Source organism: Stenotrophomonas sp. 86156_Sma (assembly GCF_056481625.1).
The window spans coordinates 4839449-4855517 of record NZ_CM151157.1 but is presented as its reverse complement, the minus strand read 5'-3'; the positions used below and the strand labels follow the sequence as shown (position 1 = coordinate 4855517).

Genomic DNA, 16069 nt, shown 5'->3' with positions numbered 1-16069 from the left:
ACACCCGCGCGGGCAGGGCGTTGGCCTGCGTCGTATCGCTCACGCGCCGCGCAGTGCCTGGTAGGCCTGCAGGCTGCTGTAGGCGACCTGCAGCAGCAGAGCTTCCTGGTCGGCCTTGCGCGCGCGCGCCAGCATGTCGCCGACGATCTGTTCTGCCTCCACCTGCTGGCCGGCTTCCAGATCGCGCAGCATCGAAGCCTTCAGTGCCGAGCCGGCCTGGGTGAGGGTGCCGCGTGCGGTGTCCTGCGCAGCATCGGGAATCGGCTCACCGGCAGCTTCGGCCACGGCCAGGCATTCGTCGTACAGGCCACGCACGATCGCCTCGCCATCATCGGTGGCGACGATGCTGCCGATATCCGCGCGCAGCAGGCAGGTCGCGGCGGCCAGCGCGGTCAGGAACGTGTACTTGATCCACTGTTCCTGGCCAATGTGCTCGCTGGCCAGGTGATCGAGGTTGGCCCGCGCGCAGGCGGCGGCGAAGGCACGCACGCGTTCGGAGATGGCACCGCCGTCGCGCTCGCCGAAGGTGAGCTTGGCCGGCTTACCCAGGTGCAGCACGGCGCCGTCGGGGGCCTTGGTGGCGCTGATGAAGCATAGGCCACCGAGCACAGCGTCGCGGCCGAAGCGCAGGTCCAGCGCGTTGTAGTGATGCAGGCCGTTGAGGATCGGCAGCACGGTGGTGTTCGCGCCCACGGCCGGAGCGATGGCATCGATCGAGCTGTCCAGGTCGTAGGCCTTGCAGCTGAGGATGATCAGGTCGAACGGCTTCTGTGCGGCAAGCGCGGGCAGGGCGTCGGCGGTGACGTGCTGCACCGGGAAGCTGGCATCGCCGAGCGGACTGCGGATGACCAGTCCATCGCGGTCCAGCTGGGCGGCGCGTGCGGGGCGCACGAGGAAGGTCACATCTACGCCGGCCTGGGCCAGGCGACCACCGAAGTAACCGCCGGTACCGCCGGCGCCGAGGATCAGGATGCGCATTGCACGTTCACCGTTTTCTGGGGAATCAGGAGTGCGATTGTGCCGGAGATTGCGGCCAACGGCGGAGCCCCTCGTGGTGGTTCGCGGAAAGCACAGTTCATTGGGGTTGGCCGGGCGGGTAGGCCGCGCAGGGGACGCTGCAAGTACGTCCCTGTAAGCTCGGTCGCCGCATCCATGCGGCTCACGCCCCTGCGCAACCTACCCGCCCGGCCACGGACATGTTCCGGGCGCGGCCACCACGGAAAGCAGATCAGAAGCGAAGGCGGAAGCGGGTCGCTCGCTGCGCGAGCTCGTGTAGAGCGGTGCTCAGGGTAGTTGTTCGCTGAAGTCTTCGGTGTAGCCCAATAGCAGTGTGGTGCGGGTGGCCAGCGTTGCAGCCAGTTGTGCCCACGTGTCGTGCGTTCCGGCCGCGTAGATGCGCTGCAGGTCCGCGACCAACGCGCTCGCCTCTGCAGGCGACGGTGCGCGGTCGCGCTGGAAACCGAGCCACGATGCGCCGAGTCCGAACAGACGGTAGTCGTAGCGCTCCTGCAGATGCCGGATCAGGGCGTGGTTCTGGAAGATGTCCCAGTCCGCGCTGAAGTAGCCGTTGGGCAGGGCGGCAATCAGCAGGTCGTCACTGGCTACGGGTACCTGCTGCACGCAGACCACGTCATCGATGATGAGATCCGGCTTCGCATTGGCAGCGACCAGCGCCTCGATGTCCTCGTCGCTGCACATCAACGTACCCGCCAGCGCTGTCCACTGCAGCCGATGCGTGGAATGCTCAAGCTGCGCGACGACGTGCGCCAGCAACCGCTCGCGTGCCGCCAACGCATCTTCCAGCGTCGCCGGGTCTTCGTCCTCGTACAGCGCGATGCGCTCGTCGTCGGACGCGTGCATGCTGGTGTAGCGGCACTGGCCGACATCGTCGAGCGTGCACAGATAACGATGAAGGGGATCAGCCACGTGCAGCGAGGCCAGGCAATCCAGCACCTCATCCAGCATGGGCGAATCGCTCAGCAGGACATGGCTGAAGGCATCGATCGGGCCATCCGACACGGCCTTGTCCAACGCAATGGAAGTGATCTTCATCGCCACAGCCTAGCCGTAATCCGAAACGAAAATAGCCAAGCATCGGCTTGGCTCTACAGGAACGCTTCATCCACGCATGGCGTGGATCTACCGTGTCGACCAAGGTCGACACCTACCAACAGCGACTGGAAACTGTCAGGGGTGGGGCGGTGTGGGGGTGCAGGACCGTTGGCGCCATGGATGGCGCCATCGAGCCCCCACGGACGGGTTTACGGCGTGTCCTGCACCCTCACACCGCCCCGCCCAACTCGTGATGCTTCCGCCTTGGCTGTTGCTGTTGCCGGCCAGCGGCCGGCACTACCACTGCAGGTGCAGGTGCAGGGCCGCAGGCCCTGCAGGCACCCCTCAGCTGCGCATGCCCACGCCACGGCGCAGCAGCCACAGCGCCAGCGCCGTCAGCACCACCACGAATCCGATCATCAGCCCGTAGGCCACCGGCAGCGGCACATCGCTGCTGCCCAGCAGGCCATAGCGGAATGCATTGACCATGTAGAAGATCGGATTCGCGTGCGTGGCGGCCTCGGCCCAGCCCGGCAGCAGCGTCACCGAATAGAACACGCCACCCAGGTAGGTCAGCGGGGTCAGGATGAAGGTCGGCACGATCGCCACGTCATCGAACTTCTTCGCATACACCGCGTTGATGAAACCGGCCAGCGAGAAGATCGTCGCACCCAGGATCACCGTGGTCAGCATCACCAGCGGGTGCGGAATGCGCACCGGGGTGAAGAACATCGCGATGATCAGCACGATCACGCCCACCATCAGCCCGCGCAGCACCGCACCGGCCACGTAGCCCCACAGGATCACCCAGTTCGGCATCGGGCTGACCAGCAGCTCTTCCACGTGGCGGCCGAACTTGGCGCCGAAGAACGAGGAGCTGATGTTGCCGTAGCTGTTCTGGATCACGCTCATCATCACCAGGCCCGGCACGATGAACTGCATGTAGGTGTAGCCGCCCATGTCGCCCACGCGCGACCCGATCAGGTTGCCGAAGATCAGGAAGTACAGGGTCATGGTGATCGCTGGCGGCACCAGGGTCTGGCCCCAGATGCGCATGATGCGGGCGACTTCGCGGCGCACGATGGTCATCAGTGCGACGCGGTTGCGCTGGCCGTCGGTCAGCTCGGTGGTGCTCATGCAGGCTTCTCCAGGTTGCCGGTGAGGCGCACGAACAGCTCCTCCAGGCGGTTGCTCTTGGTACGCATCGAACGCACGCGGATACCGGACTCGTTGAGCGTGGCAAACACGCGGTTGAGGTCCATTGCGCGCGGCATGTCGATGTCCAGCGTGTGCGGGTCCGGCGCGGTCAGCGTCGCGCCCTCGATCACCGGCAGCTGCGCCGGCAGGTCACCGTCGATGTCCAGCAGGAAGCCTTCCACGTCCAGCTTGGCCAGCAGGGTGCGCATCGGCCCCTGCTCGACGATCTGGCCATGGTTGATGATCGCCAGGTGGCGGCACAGGTACTCGGCTTCTTCCAGGTAGTGCGTGGTGAGGATGATCGTGGTGCCGGCGGCGTTGATCTCCTTCAGCACGCGCCACATGTCGCGGCGGATCTCGATGTCCACGCCGGCGGTCGGCTCGTCCAGGATCAGCAGGCGCGGGCGGGTCATCATCGCGCGGGCGATCATCAGCCGCCGCTTCATGCCACCGGACAGCGTACGGCTCATCACCTGTGCCTTTTCCCACAGGTGGGCGCGCTTGAGTTCCTCTTCGGCACGCTGCTCGGCTTCCTCGCGCGGCACGCCATAGAAACCGGCGTAGTTCACCAGGATGTCGAAGGGCTTTTCGAACAGGTTGAAGTTGATTTCCTGCGGCACCAGCCCGATCAGGCGCATGGTGGCGCTGCGGTTGCGCACCAGGTCGCTGCCGAACACTTCCACCTGGCCCTCGCTGAGGTTGACCAGGGAGCTGATGATGCCGATCAGGGTGGACTTGCCGGCACCGTTGGGGCCGAGCAGGGCGAAGAAGTCGCCCGGGGCCACTTCCAGGGAAACCCCCTTCAGGGCCTGGGTGCCGTTGTCATAGGTCTTGCGCAGGTCGCGCACGCGCAGGGCGGGCGCCATATCGTTCTGGGATGCCAAGCTCGAAGCCTTCGCGCCCATGGGCTGGCGCTGGAGAGGGGCGGGGAGGGGCTATTATAGAAGACCCCGAGGGCTTGCCCCGGCTACACACTGTCCCGAAAAGTCGTGCCTGTTCAATTCCCCCTCAAGCTGGTCGGCTGCCGCATGCTGGCCCCGACCGTTGGCCACTACCAGTTCGTGCGTGACGATGGACAGCCGCTGGATTTCCAGCCCGGCCAGTTCATCCAGGTCCATTTCAGCTACGCCGACGGCACCGAAACCAAGCGCAGCTACTCGCTGGCGACCATCCACGACCACGCGCTGGGCCCGGGCGAGGCGGTGGATATCGCGGTCAGTTTCGTACCCGGCGGCGCCGCCACGGCCCTGTTCGAGGCGCTGGAGCAGGGCGGCCAGATCAGTGCGTCCGGCCCCTATGGCCGGTTCTGCCTGAATCCCGGTGATCACAACGCCCGCTACCTGCTGATCGCCACCGGTACTGGCGTTACCCCGTACCGCTCGATGCTGCCGCTGCTGGAAACGGCCATGGCCGAGCGCGGCGTGCAGATCGTGCTGCTGCAGGGCGCGCGCAGCCCGGGTGAGCTGCTGTACAGCGAAGATTTCTACAGCTTCGCCGAAAAGCACCCGAACTTCCGCTATGTTCCATGCCTGTCGCGCGAACTGCCGGCTGATCCGCACCCGGACGTGCAGCACGGCTACGTGCAGCAGGCGCTGGCCGGCTTCACCCCGGACCCGGCCACCGACATCGCCTACCTGTGCGGCAACCCGGACATGGTCGATGCCTGTGCCGAACGGCTGAAGGCCGCGGGCCTGGGCAACCCGCAGATCCGCCGCGAGAAGTACGTCAGCAGCAAGTAAGTCAGGGTAGTGCCGGCCGCTGGCCGGCAACCCCATGAAACGGAGGCGGCATCACGCCGCCCCCGGTGTCCTGCCTCAGTACGCGATCCAGGCGTCGCGCCACGCATAGCCGGTGCCCGGACGATAGGCATCGGCATTGATGTTGCACCAGGCGCCTTCCGGGAACGGGCGGCAGGCATACAGCTTGCCGTCGGTGCCCTTCACCACAGTCTCGCCCGGCTTGTAGCTGCCGAGGCCGGCCGGATACACGAAGTCGAAGTCGCCGCCCGGCGGATCGACCGGATCGATCGGGCCCGGCCCCGGCACCTGGGTTTCCAGCTGGAAGCGGTTGCCCGGCTTCAGGTACACGCGGTTGTCGGTGGCCGAGGCGACCGGCGTGATCACGCCGTTCTTCATCACGCCCACGCGCGCGTGCTGTGCGCTGGCGTTGACCTTGCGGGCCAGGGCCAGCGGCCACTGCGTCGGGCTGGTCTGGCCAGCGGCCAGTTTGGTTTCCACGCGCTCCAGGTCGTTGCCGTTGGCATTGAACACACGCAGGGTCACGGTGCTGTCCACGTCCAGTGCGCCATTGGCGGTCACCGCGCCGGCATCCTGCCACTGCGGCGGCGGAACCACGCCACCGCCACCTTCGAAGCGCACGTCCATGCAGGTGTAGAAGGCTTCCTGCGAATCCGAGCGCTGCCAGGTGTTGTAGATGATGTGCTGGCCACTGCGCTTGGGCAGCGGGCAGTCCAGCTTGTAGACACCGCCTTCGGACAGCGGCACGTTGCCCAGGGTGCAGAATTCCTGCAGGTCGGCCCAGCGCAGCGGGCTGCCCGGCTGCCAACCGTCACGGGTGACGTAGAACTTCCACTCGCGGGTGGCGTGCGGCGCCGGCGCCAGGAATTCGAAGGTGTAGCGGCCACGCGAATCGGCGCGCACCGGCGTGGTCGGCCAGTCGCTGCGATTCAGATCGAGGCCGCGGTACTTGGGGATGCTGGCGCTGCACAGCTCGCCATCGCGCACCAGGTCGCGGTGGTTGCCATTGGCGTTGCCGTGGGCGATCGCGCTCCAGTCATAAAACGGCTGCGCGCCGCCGATGGCCTTGGCCGCGGCACAGGCCGGGTTGGTCGGGTTTTCCGGATTGCCTTCGTGGCACTGCTTCACGCGGCTGAGCGGCTTGGACATGGTGCCGTGGGCGAGGGCGCTGCCGGACAGGGCCAGGCCGGCAACGACGGACAGAGCGAGGACTGCCCGGTGGGACAGGTGCATGCAGGAACTCCTTTGCGAAGTGTGGGAAACCTCGCGCAGTCTTCACATGCAGGGCCGTCGGCAACATCGGACAAGTTTGAAATCGATGGCGGCTGTGTTCGATCTGCAACACGGTGCTCACTGTGCCGCCATCCGGGCGAAAGGCGGTGCACTGTGCACCGCCTCCCGCATCACTGCCTCAGTACGCGATCCACGCATCGCGCCATGCTGCACCCACGCCCGGCCGGTAGGCTTCGGCGTTGACGTTGCACCATGCACCTTCCGGGAACGGGCGGCAGGCATAAAGCTTGCCGTCGCCGCCCTTCACCACGGTCTGGCCCGGCACGTAGCTGCCGATACCGGCGGGATACACGTGGTCAAAATCACCGCCCGGTGATGGCGTGCCGGGGTCGGGCACCTGGGTATCGAGCTGGAAGCGGTTGCCATCCTTCAGGTACACGCGGTTGGCGGTGGCCGAGGCCGTCGGTGTGATCACGCCATTGCTGAGCACGCCCACGCGTGCGTGCTGGGCGCTGGTATTGACCTTGCGGGCCAGCGCCAACGGCCACTGCGCGGCCGCAGTCTGGCCACTGGCCAGGGTCGCTTCCACGCGTTCGACGTCATTGCCGTTGGCGTTGAACACGCGCAACGCCAGGGTGGTGCCGACCGGCAGCTCGCCGCGCGCGGTGACCGGGCCGGCATCCTGCCACTGCGCTGCGGGCGGGGTGCTGCCACCGCCTCCTTCAAAGCGCACGTCCATGCAGGTGTAGAACGCTTCGGTCGAATCCGAGCGCTGCCAGGTGTTGTAGATCACATGCTGGCCGCTGCGCTGTGGCAGCGTGCACTGCAGCTTGTAGGTGCCATCGGCCGACAGCGGCGTGTTGCCCAGCGTGCAGAACTCCTGCAGATCGGCCCAACGCAGCGGGCTGCCCGGTTGCCAGCCGTCGCGGGTGACGAAGAAGCGCCAGTCACGCGTGGCGTGCGGCGCGGTTGCCTTGAACACGAAGGTGAACTTGCCGTTGGCGTCTGGCTGGATCGGTGTGGTCTGCCAGTCGCTGCGGTTTACATCCAGCCCACGGAAGGTCGGGTTGTTGCCGCTGCACAGCTTGCCGTCGGGCACCACGGCCTGGTGGTTGCCGTTGGCATTGGCCTGGTTGATGCCATTCCAGTCGTAGAACGCCTGCGAACCGCCTACCGCTTTCGCGGCGGCGCAGGCCGGGTTGGTCGGGTTCTCCGGATTGCCCTGGAAACAGGCATAAACGCGGCTGACCGGCGTGGTCATGGTGCCGTGGGCGAATGCGTTGCCGGCCAGGCACAGGCCCGCAGCGGCGAACGAGGTGGCCAGCAACAGCGGTGTGGATCGGAATGACATGGCGCTTCCTTGTGGTCGTCGAAAGAGAACGGTGACCGCAGGAGCTGCGCTGCACGGCGGAATTTCGGCGGCACCACAGCGAGTATCGAGTCGCGATGCAAGGGGCGGAACCACCGAAGCGCCGATCCGTGACTGGGGGTGTGAAGCCCTTCCCGCAGGCTTCACGCGGGACTGAACGGATGCGTTGACCATCACGTCTTCGGCGTGGCATCGATCACGTCGTGGAGATCCTGCTACGTCGACGCCATACCCACTCGATCCGCCTGGCATGAGAAGCAACCGTGGGCCGCGTTGTGCAGTTGCACGAAGGCCACGGCAGGGTCGGCAAACAGCGCGTCCAGCCGGGCGGCAACATCAGTGCCCGCGCTGATCTCTGCGGCCAGCATCAATGCAGCCTGGTCATAGGCGCGCAACGAGATCGTACGGCGCTGTACATAGGCGGGCACCTCACCCGGCGGCAGCACGCAGCGCGTTACACCACGCTGCACGAAGATCGGGCCCGAGGCGTGATAGGGCGAGTGCAGCGGCAGGTGCACATGGGACAACAGCAGCAGCTCGCTGCCGCTGGGCGGATCGCTCAGGCTGATCCGGCAGGGATGGCCTCCTGTTTCGCCGGCCCAGCGACGCTGGATGCCCAGCGCAGCCAGCGCGGTGTCACTCTTCTCGAACAGGTGCTGGAAGGGGCGGTGGTCGAGGCCACCGAGGTACCACGCATGCATGGGCGTCTCCTTGGTTTTCCCCGGATTCTGCGCACGCACCGGCCGTCATGCTCGCCGTTTTCAGACCCGGCATCGCCATCGGGCCAGGCAGTGCCACGGGGATCGCACCACAAGGCGCTAAGATGCGCGCGCCGCCCCGGCCGACGAGCGCCGCATGTCCCTGGATTTCCCCACCATCACCGTGCTTGGCTTCCTGCTCTGCATCGGCATCGCCGTGGGGTTCTCGCTGCTGCTGGTCGTGCTGCGCGGGCAACCGGTGCTGCGCCAGTGGACCGCCAGCCTGTGGCTGCTGACCCTGGGCGTGACCCTGCTGGCGCTGCGCCCCTACCTGCCGTTGGCGCCGGCCATACTGGCCGGGAATGCGGCGATGGCCGGTTGCGCGGTGCTGATGCTGCGCGGCGTGGCGCTGCATCTGGAACAGCCGCTGCCGCTGTGGCGGCCGTTGTTGATGGCAGCCGCGTTCATGGCCTGCATCTTCGCCTTCCTGGTGCTCTGGCCGGACCTGGGCGTGCGCCTGCAGGTGTTCAGTGTGTTCACGCTGCTGGTCGATGGCTGGATCGCATGGCTGCTGCTGCGGCATGCCCCCGTGCAGCAGCGCACCAGCTGCCGTCTGGCGGCGGCGGTGTTCCTGGCCGAGGCGGCACTGTACACGGTGCGCCTGTTCCTGCCGGTGGCGCCCGATGCCGGCGAGGACATCATGCGCACCGGCACGCCGATGTTCGTCACCTACATTGCCGGGGTGATGCTGGAGCTGGCGCGATGTTTCGCGATGGTACTGCTGCTGGTCGAGCGCATGCTGGTCGATCTGCGGCGTGCGGCACGCACCGATGGCCTGACCGGGCTGCTCAACCGCAGCGCGGTGCTGGCCGATGGCCAGGCGCAGTTGCAGCGGCTGCGTCGGCAGGGCCGGCCGCTGGCCCTGCTGCTGGTCGACGTCGATCACTTCAAGCAGATCAACGACCGCTGGGGCCACCTGGCCGGTGACCAGGTACTGCGTCACTTCGCTGCGCTGCTGCAGCATGGTTTGCAGGGCCACGACACGCTGCTGGGCCGCTACGGTGGCGAGGAGTTCGTGCTGGTGCTGGCCGGCAGCACACAGGGTGAAGCGATGGCGTGGGCCGCGGCGATCCGTACCGCTCTGCAGCAGAAGCCGGCGCGGCTGGGTACCGGGCCGGTGACGGTCACCGCCAGCATTGGCCTGGCCATGGACGACGGCCACGGCGACCTGTCCACGCTGCTGGCAGCGGCGGATGCGGCGCTGTACCGGGCCAAGGCCGCAGGCCGCGACCGCCTGGCCTGCGCCACGCCGGCGGAGATTTCGCGTCTGCCCATCGCCGACGACGCCGTGCCCGTGTAAGTTGAGTCACATCTTCCGCGGCAGCCCGTCGTGGTTGCCAGGAACGTCCTCCAGGGGAAACGAGCACGATGCAAAGACACCACCTCGCGTTGGCCGCAGCGTTGGCCAGCCTGATGCTTGCCGGTTGCAGCCAGTCACCGTCACCCGGCGCTGAAAGCGCCAGCGATGCACCCAGCCGCCGTTTCGGCACGATCGACTTCCAGCCCTGCACGTTGTCCACCGAAGGCGCCAGCGCCAACGTGGAAGCGCAGTGCGCCACCCTGCAGGTGCCGGAGGACCGGGCCCAGCCCGATGGCCGACGCATTGGCCTGCGCATCGCCTGGCTGGAATCGGGCAGCAGCGGCTCCAGCCAGCCCGATCCGGTGTTCTTCCTGGCCGGTGGCCCCGGCCAGGCGGCCAGCGAAGTGGCGGTCATCGTCGATACCGCGCTGCGCCAGGTGCGCAAGCAGCGCGACATCTTCCTTGTCGACCAGCGGGGTACCGGCGGCTCCAACCCGCTCAGCTGCCTCGGCGCGGACGGCAAGGACCTGCAGATGGACGAGGACGCCGCTCCCACCGAGGCGTCGCTGCGCGACTACGCGCAGCGCTGCGCGGCCTCGCTGCAGGGGCGTGCCGATGCCCGCTTCTACACCACCACCGAAGCCATCGCCGACCTGGATGCGGTACGCCAGGCCTTGGGCGTGGACCGGATCAACCTGGTCGGCGGCTCCTACGGTACCCGCGTGGCCCAGCGCTATGCCGGTGCCTATCCGCAGCACACCCGCAGCATCGTCATCGATGGCGTAGTGCCCAATGAACTGGTGGTGGGCGGCGACTTCGCCACGACGTTCGAGGATGCAATCGCCCTGCAGTCGGCGCAGTGCCGCAAGGATGCCGCCTGCAGCAAACGCTTCCCGACCGACACCCGCGCGCAGCTGCGCAGCGTGGTCGAGACCCTGCGCCGTGCGCCGGTCTCGGTGGAGTATCGCGACCCCGGAACCAACCAGACCCGGCAGGATGTGCTGAGTCCGGACAGCGTGATCGGCCTGGCGTTCGCCTTCTCCTATGTGCCGCAGTATTCCTCGCTGCTGCCGCTGGTGCTCGATGAAGCCGCGCATGGCCGCTATGCACCGCTGGCGTCGCTGGCACGCGGTGCGAACCGCAGCATGGATTTCCAGATCAACCGAGGCATGCAGTGGTCGGTGATCTGCAGCGAGGATGCGCCGCGCTACAAGGCGTCGGCCGAGGACCCGGAGCGACTGTTCGGCAACGACGTGGCCAGTGCCTTCTTCGCGGCCTGCCCGGTATGGCCGCACCAGCCGGCGCCAGCGGCCAATGCCGTGCCGCTGCGCAGCGATGTACCGGCGCTGCTGCTGTCCGGTGAACTCGACCCGGTGACGCCACCACGCTATGCCGAACAGGTCCTCAAGGGCCTGCCGAATGGCCGCGCGCTGGTCGCCCGCGGCCAGGGCCACGGCACGCTGAGTGCCGGCTGCATGCCGCGCCTGCTCGGCCAGTTCATCGACAAGACCGATGCCAAGGCGCTGGATGCCGGCTGCCTGGACACGCTGAGCTACGTGCCGGCGTTCACCTCGTTCAACGGATGGGAACCATGATCGTCGCCGACAACCTGCACAAGGCTTTCGACACCCGCACCGGCCGCATCCAGGCGGTCTCCAACGTCGGCTTCCGCGCCGAGGACGGCCGCATCACTGGCCTGCTGGGCCCCAATGGTGCCGGCAAGACCACCACCATGCGCATGCTGTACACGCTGATGACCCCGGACCAGGGCAGCATCAGCGTCGATGGTGTCGATGCCGCACGCAATCCGGTGGAAGTACGCCGCCACCTTGGCGTGCTGCCCGATGCGCGTGGCGTCTACAAGCGCCTGACCGCGCGCGAGAACATCGCCTACTTCGGCGAGCTGCATGGCCTGTCGGCCGAGCGCATCCGCGAACGCATCGAAGTGCTGTCGCATGCCCTGGACATGGGTGACATCCTCGACCGCCAGACCGATGGCTTCTCGCAGGGCCAGCGGACCAAGACCGCGATCGCCCGCGCGCTGGTGCACGACCCGCGCAACGTCATTCTGGATGAGCCGACCAACGGTCTGGACGTGATGACCACGCGCGCACTGCGCCGCTTCCTGCTGGGCCTGCGCGAAGAGGGCCGCTGCGTGATCCTGTCCAGCCACATCATGCAGGAGGTGGCCGCGCTGTGCGATCACATCGTGATCATCGCCAAGGGCACGGTGATGGCTGCCGGCAGCGCCGATGAACTGCGTGCGCAAGCCGGCGAATCCAACCTGGAAGACGCGTTCGTGAAACTGATCGGCAGCGAAGAGGGCCTGCACGCATGAGCATGATGTCGACCCTGATGACGGTGATGCGCAAGGAACTGCGCGACCTTTCCCGTGATCGCCGCACGCTGCTGCTGACCCTGCTGTTCGGGCCGCTGCTGTACCCGGTGCTGCTGCTGGGCATGGGCAAGCTGGCCGAGAGCCGGGTACGCACCCAGATCGAGCAGCCGCTGCAGATTCCGACCATCGGTGCGGAGAACGCCCCCAACCTGGTGCGTTTCCTCGCCGCGCAGGGGCTGAACACCGCACCTGCACCGAAGGACCTGGCCGAGGCCATCCGCAGCCAGGAGATCGACGTGGCGCTGCGCATCAGCGATGACTTCGGCAAGGACTGGGCCGATGGCAAGCCGGCGCTGGTGGAGGTGATCAAGGACAGTACCCGTCGTGCCGCCGAAGTGCCCAGCGCACGTCTGGAGGCGGCACTGGCCACCTACAACGGCCAGGTGGGGGCACTGCGATTGATGGCGCGCGGCATCGACGCACAGGTGGCGCGGCCGCTGGATGTGGCGCGCCAGGACCTGGCCAGTGCCGAGGCCAAGCGCGGCATGATCCTGTCGATGCTGCTGCCGGTGCTGCTCACGCTGACCTCGTTCATCGGCGGCGCCTATCTGGTGATGGATGCCACCGCCGGCGAGCGCGAGCGGCAGTCACTGGAACCGCTGCTGGCCACGCCCGGCTCGCGCAGCGCCATTGTCAGCGGCAAGATCGCCGCCGCCTGCGTGGTCGGGTTCGTATCGCTGCTGCTGACCCTGGTGGCGTTCAAGGTGAGCGCACAGATCGCGCCCGGCAACATCGGCCGCCAGTTCAACATGAACGTCGCCTCGATGCTGCAGATGCTGCTGGTGATGTTGCCGATGCTGATGATCGGCACCTCGCTGCTGACCTTCCTGTCGGCCGCGGCCAAGAGCATGAAGGAAGCGCAGAGCCACATGACCTGGCTGATGCTGTTGCCGATGATGCCCGGCTACGCGCTGGTGGCCTATCCGCTGAAGAGCGAGCTGTGGCAGTACGCCGTGCCGTTCCTGTCGCAGAACCAGATGCTGTTGAAGGTGATCCGCCACGAGACCATCACGCCGTCGGTCTGGGCCATCTATCTCGGTGCCAGCCTCGGCCTGGCCGCACTGCTGTGGTTCGCCGCCGTGCGCCGTTACCACAACGAGCGCCTGGCGATCTCGGGCTGACTGCCACTGGTAGTGCCGGGCCGTGCCCGGCGGATATGAAACGAGGCCCGGTCATTCCGGGCCTCTCTTTTTCAGGCCTGTGCTGCCTGCCAAGCAGCGAAGCGTTGAGCGATCACCGGTGCCAGTCGGTCGAAGTTCTCCCAGGTATCGGCGACGTGGTACAGCGACGGGAGATCATCCGCGAGCAGCTCGATGTAATCGTCGGGGTACAGGCAATCATCGGCCTGGTAGTACCCCAGCGTGAATGCGTTCGCCTCGTCGTTGATCATCTCGTCAACGAACTTGCCATCGCACACCAGAAGGAACTGACCCGGTGTCATCGTGCGCCGGGTCAAGGCTTCCAGCTCGTCCTGCATGTCATCAGCCAGTTCCTCGTCCGCCATGCCCTGCAACAACAGCCAGGCCAGGTACATGCCAATGTGGGTGGCACCGGCTTCAGCCGGAAGATCCGCGGGGAAGTCACCGTCGGAATGCCAGCTGGCGTCGTCATACTTCATGCGTCTTCCTTTTGAGATCAATCCGCAGTTTAGGTCGCGAGGAAAGACAGCGGGAGCGTTGAATACGTCAACCGCCGGCATACCGCGCAGGCGTCACCCCCATCTCGCGCTTGAACACGGCGATGAAGGCACTGGGTGTGTCGTAGCCCATCGACAGCGCGACGCTGATCACCGGCTCTCCCGCCAGCAGGCGTGGTAGTGCCAGCAGCACCCGCAGGCGTTGCCGCCATTGGCTCAGCGTCATGTGGGTCTCGGCCAGCCAATGGCGCGCCAGGCTGCGGCTGGACAGTCCAATCGCGGCCGCCCAGTCCTCGACGCTGCGAAGATCGTCTGGTGAACGTGCAAGTGCGGCAGCGATCCGTCGCAGGCGACGGTCGCGCGGTTGTGGCAGGGCAAGCGGCAGAGGCTTGCTGGCGGCAATCTCATCGGCGATCACACCGGCCAGTCGTGCCTGTGTGGCATCCAGTGGAACATGCGGCCACTGCAGCGCCCGAATCACCGCGGCCTGCAGCAGCGGCCCCGGCTGGAAGATGCGAGGGGCTGCAGGCAGGTCGGTGCAGGCCTGCGCGCTGAAGTACAGGCTCCAGCCGTCGAACGCACTGGTACTGGCCAGTGCGTGGGGCAGCGAAGGCGGTATCCAGGCGACATGACCCGCCGGCAGCAGCCAGTGCAGGTCGCCGACCTCGATCCGAAGCAGGCCCTGATGTGCACCCAGCAGCTGCCCGCGGGCGTGCTGGTGGCGTGCCGTGCGGCGCGGACCCGGCAGGCGCAGCTGCGCCCCCAGCAACGCAGGCCCGTCGGCGGCATTGGTCAGTGCCGGGTCAATCAATGCGGTGGTTGTCTGATCTGCCATATCGATTGGCAGTTATACGGCAGAAACGTCGCGTCCGGGCCCCGACACTGGAGCCCACTTCAATGGAGCGCTTCCCCATGCAGCCACAGGACATTCTTCCGGACCATCAGAACGAGGTGCAGGTAAATGGCCTCACCGTGCGCAAGGGCAGCGTCGGTGCCTTCCTGGCCAGCGTCCGTGCCTGGCAGGATCCCACCAGCGATGATGCCACCCGCGCCACTGCCGAAGCCGACCTGCGTGCGTTGCTGCCCGGTCTGCATGCGCTGGGCCTGTTCCAGGTGCTGGCCGCGCGCGATCCGGCCCTGCAGCGCCTGATTGATGGCGCGGCCTGAAACGGACAAGGCCCGGACGGACCGGGCCTTGGCGTCATGGAGGTGGCAGAAACGACTTAATCCCCTCCGTCCCCTTTTTGCCGGTCAGCCGCCCGGTGCGAACACCAGGGTGCGGCGGGTGGTGACCGGCGCGTTGACCGGCTCGAAGCGCCAGCGCTTGACCGCGTTCAGGGCTTCGCGGTCGAAGGTCCGTCCCGACGTCGCGCGCAGCACGCGGGCGCTGACCACTGAGCCGTCGGTACCGACGGTGATCTCCACCAGCACTTCGCCCGACGTTCCCGAACGCAGTGCCTCGGCCGGATAGCGCGGCGCCGGCGTGCTGACCGGGCGGAGGGTGGGAGCTGCCGCGGCGGCTGCCTGGCGTGCGGCGCTGGCCTGTTGGGCGGCGGCCTGCTGCTGTTTCTGTTCGGCATCGCGACGGGCCGCGGCCTGGCGCTCCGCCTCCTGGCGCTCGTTGTCGCGGCGTGCGGCATCCTGCTGCGCGGCAATCTGCTTGGCCGCATCGGCTTCCTTGGCGCGCTGCTCGGTCAGGCGCTGCTGTTCGGCCTGCTGCTTGGTCCGGTCTTCGGCGTCCTTCCTGGCCTTCTCGGCTTCGGTCTCGCTGCGCTTGGCCGCATTTTCCACGCCCTTGGCCAGGCCTTCCTTCAGGCGCGGCAGGGCGGGAGCGGAGGCGTCCACCTTCTCGATCAGTGCCACCAGGCGCTGCGCCTCGGTGTAGTCCTCGCGGCCCAGGTGCTGCTCGGCGGCGATCAGGGTGTAGGGCAGCAGGTCGGTCAGCGCGCTCTTCACCGACGCGTCGTCCGGTGTCTTGTCGCGCAGGGCGAGGTAGTACTCGATGGCGTTGTCGCCGGCCGGCGCGTACATGCGGTTCTCGCGCAGTGCCTGGCTGGCCGATTCACGCAGCTGTTCGGTGCCCATGGACTGCACCTTGGCGGCGACCACCGGTGCGGCCGGTGCAGCGGTGGCGGGTGCGGCGGCCGGGGCCGGTGCTGCAGATTCTTCCTTTCCCGAGCAGGCGGCCAGCGCCAGTGCCAAAGCAACCGGCAGCCACCGGCGCGCGGCGGTGATCGTTGAGACGTGCGACATCCTGCTCCCCTCTAGAAGACGACGTGACGTAAATCGTTGATACGCATGGCCAGGACCTGTGGTCCGGGCGCGGAACGATGACGTTTCCCGACGCCACCGCCGGCAACGGCGAGGGT

At 67.0% G+C, this 16069-nt stretch carries 16 protein-coding genes; 6 read left to right on the top strand and 10 right to left on the bottom strand.

Translation table 11 applies throughout. The features are described 5' to 3' along the window. Window positions 1-39 precede the first annotated feature (39 nt). From panE to ACZK33_RS22460, 4 genes are all read right to left on the bottom strand, one after another. Window positions 40-978 (bottom strand): 2-dehydropantoate 2-reductase, encoded by a 939-nt coding sequence (panE, locus tag ACZK33_RS22475; protein WP_423174966.1) that lies wholly within the window; start codon window positions 976-978, stop codon window positions 40-42. Between the two features lie 306 nt (window positions 979-1284). After that, the gene (locus ACZK33_RS22470) at window positions 1285-2052 is read right to left on the bottom strand and encodes a hypothetical protein (RefSeq protein ID WP_423174967.1); all 768 of its coding nucleotides are present in this window, start codon (window positions 2050-2052) and stop codon (window positions 1285-1287) included. Between the two features lie 345 nt (window positions 2053-2397). After that, entirely contained in the window at window positions 2398-3189 is a 792-nt protein-coding gene (locus ACZK33_RS22465; protein WP_423174968.1) for an ABC transporter permease, read from the bottom strand. After that, entirely contained in the window at window positions 3186-4154 is a 969-nt protein-coding gene (locus tag ACZK33_RS22460) for an ABC transporter ATP-binding protein (protein WP_180847836.1), read from the bottom strand. The genes ACZK33_RS22465 and ACZK33_RS22460 overlap by 4 nt, the downstream gene beginning before the upstream one ends. A gap of 84 nt (window positions 4155-4238) precedes the next feature. Here ACZK33_RS22460 and ACZK33_RS22455 point away from each other — a divergent pair, with 84 nt between their 5' ends. Further along, window positions 4239-4988, top strand: coding sequence for a ferredoxin--NADP reductase (locus ACZK33_RS22455; RefSeq protein ID WP_423174969.1), 750 nt, complete (start codon window positions 4239-4241; stop codon window positions 4986-4988). Window positions 4989-5063: 75 nt separating this feature from the next. On the opposite strand, the gene ACZK33_RS22450 is transcribed toward ACZK33_RS22455, so the two are convergent. The 3 genes from ACZK33_RS22450 to ACZK33_RS22440 all read right to left on the bottom strand — a co-directional run bounded on the left by ACZK33_RS22450 (window position 5064) and on the right by ACZK33_RS22440 (window position 8309). Further along, a complete protein-coding gene (locus tag ACZK33_RS22450; RefSeq protein ID WP_049424149.1) occupies window positions 5064-6239 on the bottom strand; it encodes a lytic polysaccharide monooxygenase in 1176 nt (391 codons plus the stop codon). A 178-nt stretch (window positions 6240-6417) separates the two neighbouring features. After that, complete coding sequence (locus ACZK33_RS22445; RefSeq protein ID WP_049400887.1) at window positions 6418-7590, bottom strand: lytic polysaccharide monooxygenase; 1173 nt, start codon at window positions 7588-7590, stop codon at window positions 6418-6420. 233 nt (window positions 7591-7823) lie between these two features. After that, window positions 7824-8309 carry a DUF1203 domain-containing protein gene (locus tag ACZK33_RS22440; protein WP_423174970.1) on the bottom strand — a complete coding sequence of 162 codons (486 nt, stop codon included), beginning with the start codon at window positions 8307-8309 and terminating at the stop codon, window positions 7824-7826. A 154-nt stretch (window positions 8310-8463) separates the two neighbouring features. Between ACZK33_RS22440 and ACZK33_RS22435 the strand changes: the two genes are divergently transcribed. The 4 genes from ACZK33_RS22435 to ACZK33_RS22420 all read left to right on the top strand — a co-directional run bounded on the left by ACZK33_RS22435 (window position 8464) and on the right by ACZK33_RS22420 (window position 13185). Next, a complete protein-coding gene (locus ACZK33_RS22435; protein ID WP_423174971.1) occupies window positions 8464-9666 on the top strand; it encodes a GGDEF domain-containing protein in 1203 nt (400 codons plus the stop codon). A gap of 68 nt (window positions 9667-9734) precedes the next feature. Then, window positions 9735-11261 carry an alpha/beta hydrolase gene (locus ACZK33_RS22430; protein WP_423174972.1) on the top strand — a complete coding sequence of 509 codons (1527 nt, stop codon included), beginning with the start codon at window positions 9735-9737 and terminating at the stop codon, window positions 11259-11261. Beyond that, window positions 11258-12004 (top strand): ABC transporter ATP-binding protein, encoded by a 747-nt coding sequence (locus tag ACZK33_RS22425; protein WP_012512433.1) that lies wholly within the window; start codon window positions 11258-11260, stop codon window positions 12002-12004. Before ACZK33_RS22430 ends, ACZK33_RS22425 begins: the two co-directional genes overlap by 4 nt. Next, the gene (locus tag ACZK33_RS22420; RefSeq protein ID WP_049400882.1) at window positions 12001-13185 is read left to right on the top strand and encodes an ABC transporter permease; all 1185 of its coding nucleotides are present in this window, start codon (window positions 12001-12003) and stop codon (window positions 13183-13185) included. The genes ACZK33_RS22425 and ACZK33_RS22420 overlap by 4 nt, the downstream gene beginning before the upstream one ends. Window positions 13186-13256: 71 nt before the next feature. Here the strand turns inward: ACZK33_RS22420 and ACZK33_RS22415 are convergent, their stop codons facing one another. Together ACZK33_RS22415 and ACZK33_RS22410 are read right to left on the bottom strand one after the other, a co-directional pair. Further along, window positions 13257-13682 (bottom strand): DUF7832 domain-containing protein, encoded by a 426-nt coding sequence (locus tag ACZK33_RS22415; RefSeq protein WP_049424139.1) that lies wholly within the window; start codon window positions 13680-13682, stop codon window positions 13257-13259. A gap of 67 nt (window positions 13683-13749) precedes the next feature. Further along, entirely contained in the window at window positions 13750-14535 is a 786-nt protein-coding gene (locus ACZK33_RS22410; RefSeq protein ID WP_423174973.1) for an AraC family transcriptional regulator, read from the bottom strand. Between the two features lie 77 nt (window positions 14536-14612). On the opposite strand from ACZK33_RS22410, the gene ACZK33_RS22405 reads away from it, so the two are divergent. Continuing rightward, window positions 14613-14867 (top strand): hypothetical protein, encoded by a 255-nt coding sequence (locus ACZK33_RS22405; protein WP_049462828.1) that lies wholly within the window; start codon window positions 14613-14615, stop codon window positions 14865-14867. Window positions 14868-14951: 84 nt separating this feature from the next. Here ACZK33_RS22405 and ACZK33_RS22400 read toward each other — a convergent pair whose 3' ends face one another. Beyond that, window positions 14952-15953, bottom strand: coding sequence for an energy transducer TonB (locus ACZK33_RS22400; RefSeq protein WP_049424132.1), 1002 nt, complete (start codon window positions 15951-15953; stop codon window positions 14952-14954). Between the last annotated feature and the right edge of the window lie 116 nt (window positions 15954-16069).

What these genes read in the sequence shown, in the direction of transcription:
- panE (WP_423174966.1), bottom strand. Translation starts at nt 978, where the DNA reads ATGCGCATCCTGATCCTCGGCGCCGGCGGTACCGGCGGTTACTTCGGT.
- ACZK33_RS22470 (WP_423174967.1), bottom strand. Translation starts at nt 2,052, where the DNA reads ATGAAGATCACTTCCATTGCGTTGGACAAGGCCGTGTCGGATGGCCCG.
- ACZK33_RS22465 (WP_423174968.1), bottom strand. Translation starts at nt 3,189, where the DNA reads ATGAGCACCACCGAGCTGACCGACGGCCAGCGCAACCGCGTCGCACTG.
- ACZK33_RS22460 (WP_180847836.1), bottom strand. Translation starts at nt 4,154, where the DNA reads ATGGGCGCGAAGGCTTCGAGCTTGGCATCCCAGAACGATATGGCGCCC.
- ACZK33_RS22450 (WP_049424149.1), bottom strand. Translation starts at nt 6,239, where the DNA reads ATGCACCTGTCCCACCGGGCAGTCCTCGCTCTGTCCGTCGTTGCCGGC.
- ACZK33_RS22445 (WP_049400887.1), bottom strand. Translation starts at nt 7,590, where the DNA reads ATGTCATTCCGATCCACACCGCTGTTGCTGGCCACCTCGTTCGCCGCT.
- ACZK33_RS22440 (WP_423174970.1), bottom strand. Translation starts at nt 8,309, where the DNA reads ATGCATGCGTGGTACCTCGGTGGCCTCGACCACCGCCCCTTCCAGCAC.
- ACZK33_RS22435 (WP_423174971.1), top strand. Translation starts at nt 8,464, where the DNA reads ATGTCCCTGGATTTCCCCACCATCACCGTGCTTGGCTTCCTGCTCTGC.
- ACZK33_RS22430 (WP_423174972.1), top strand. Translation starts at nt 9,735, where the DNA reads ATGCAAAGACACCACCTCGCGTTGGCCGCAGCGTTGGCCAGCCTGATG.
- ACZK33_RS22425 (WP_012512433.1), top strand. Translation starts at nt 11,258, where the DNA reads ATGATCGTCGCCGACAACCTGCACAAGGCTTTCGACACCCGCACCGGC.
- ACZK33_RS22420 (WP_049400882.1), top strand. Translation starts at nt 12,001, where the DNA reads ATGAGCATGATGTCGACCCTGATGACGGTGATGCGCAAGGAACTGCGC.
- ACZK33_RS22415 (WP_049424139.1), bottom strand. Translation starts at nt 13,682, where the DNA reads ATGAAGTATGACGACGCCAGCTGGCATTCCGACGGTGACTTCCCCGCG.
- ACZK33_RS22410 (WP_423174973.1), bottom strand. Translation starts at nt 14,535, where the DNA reads ATGGCAGATCAGACAACCACCGCATTGATTGACCCGGCACTGACCAAT.
- ACZK33_RS22405 (WP_049462828.1), top strand. Translation starts at nt 14,613, where the DNA reads ATGCAGCCACAGGACATTCTTCCGGACCATCAGAACGAGGTGCAGGTA.
- ACZK33_RS22400 (WP_049424132.1), bottom strand. Translation starts at nt 15,953, where the DNA reads ATGTCGCACGTCTCAACGATCACCGCCGCGCGCCGGTGGCTGCCGGTT.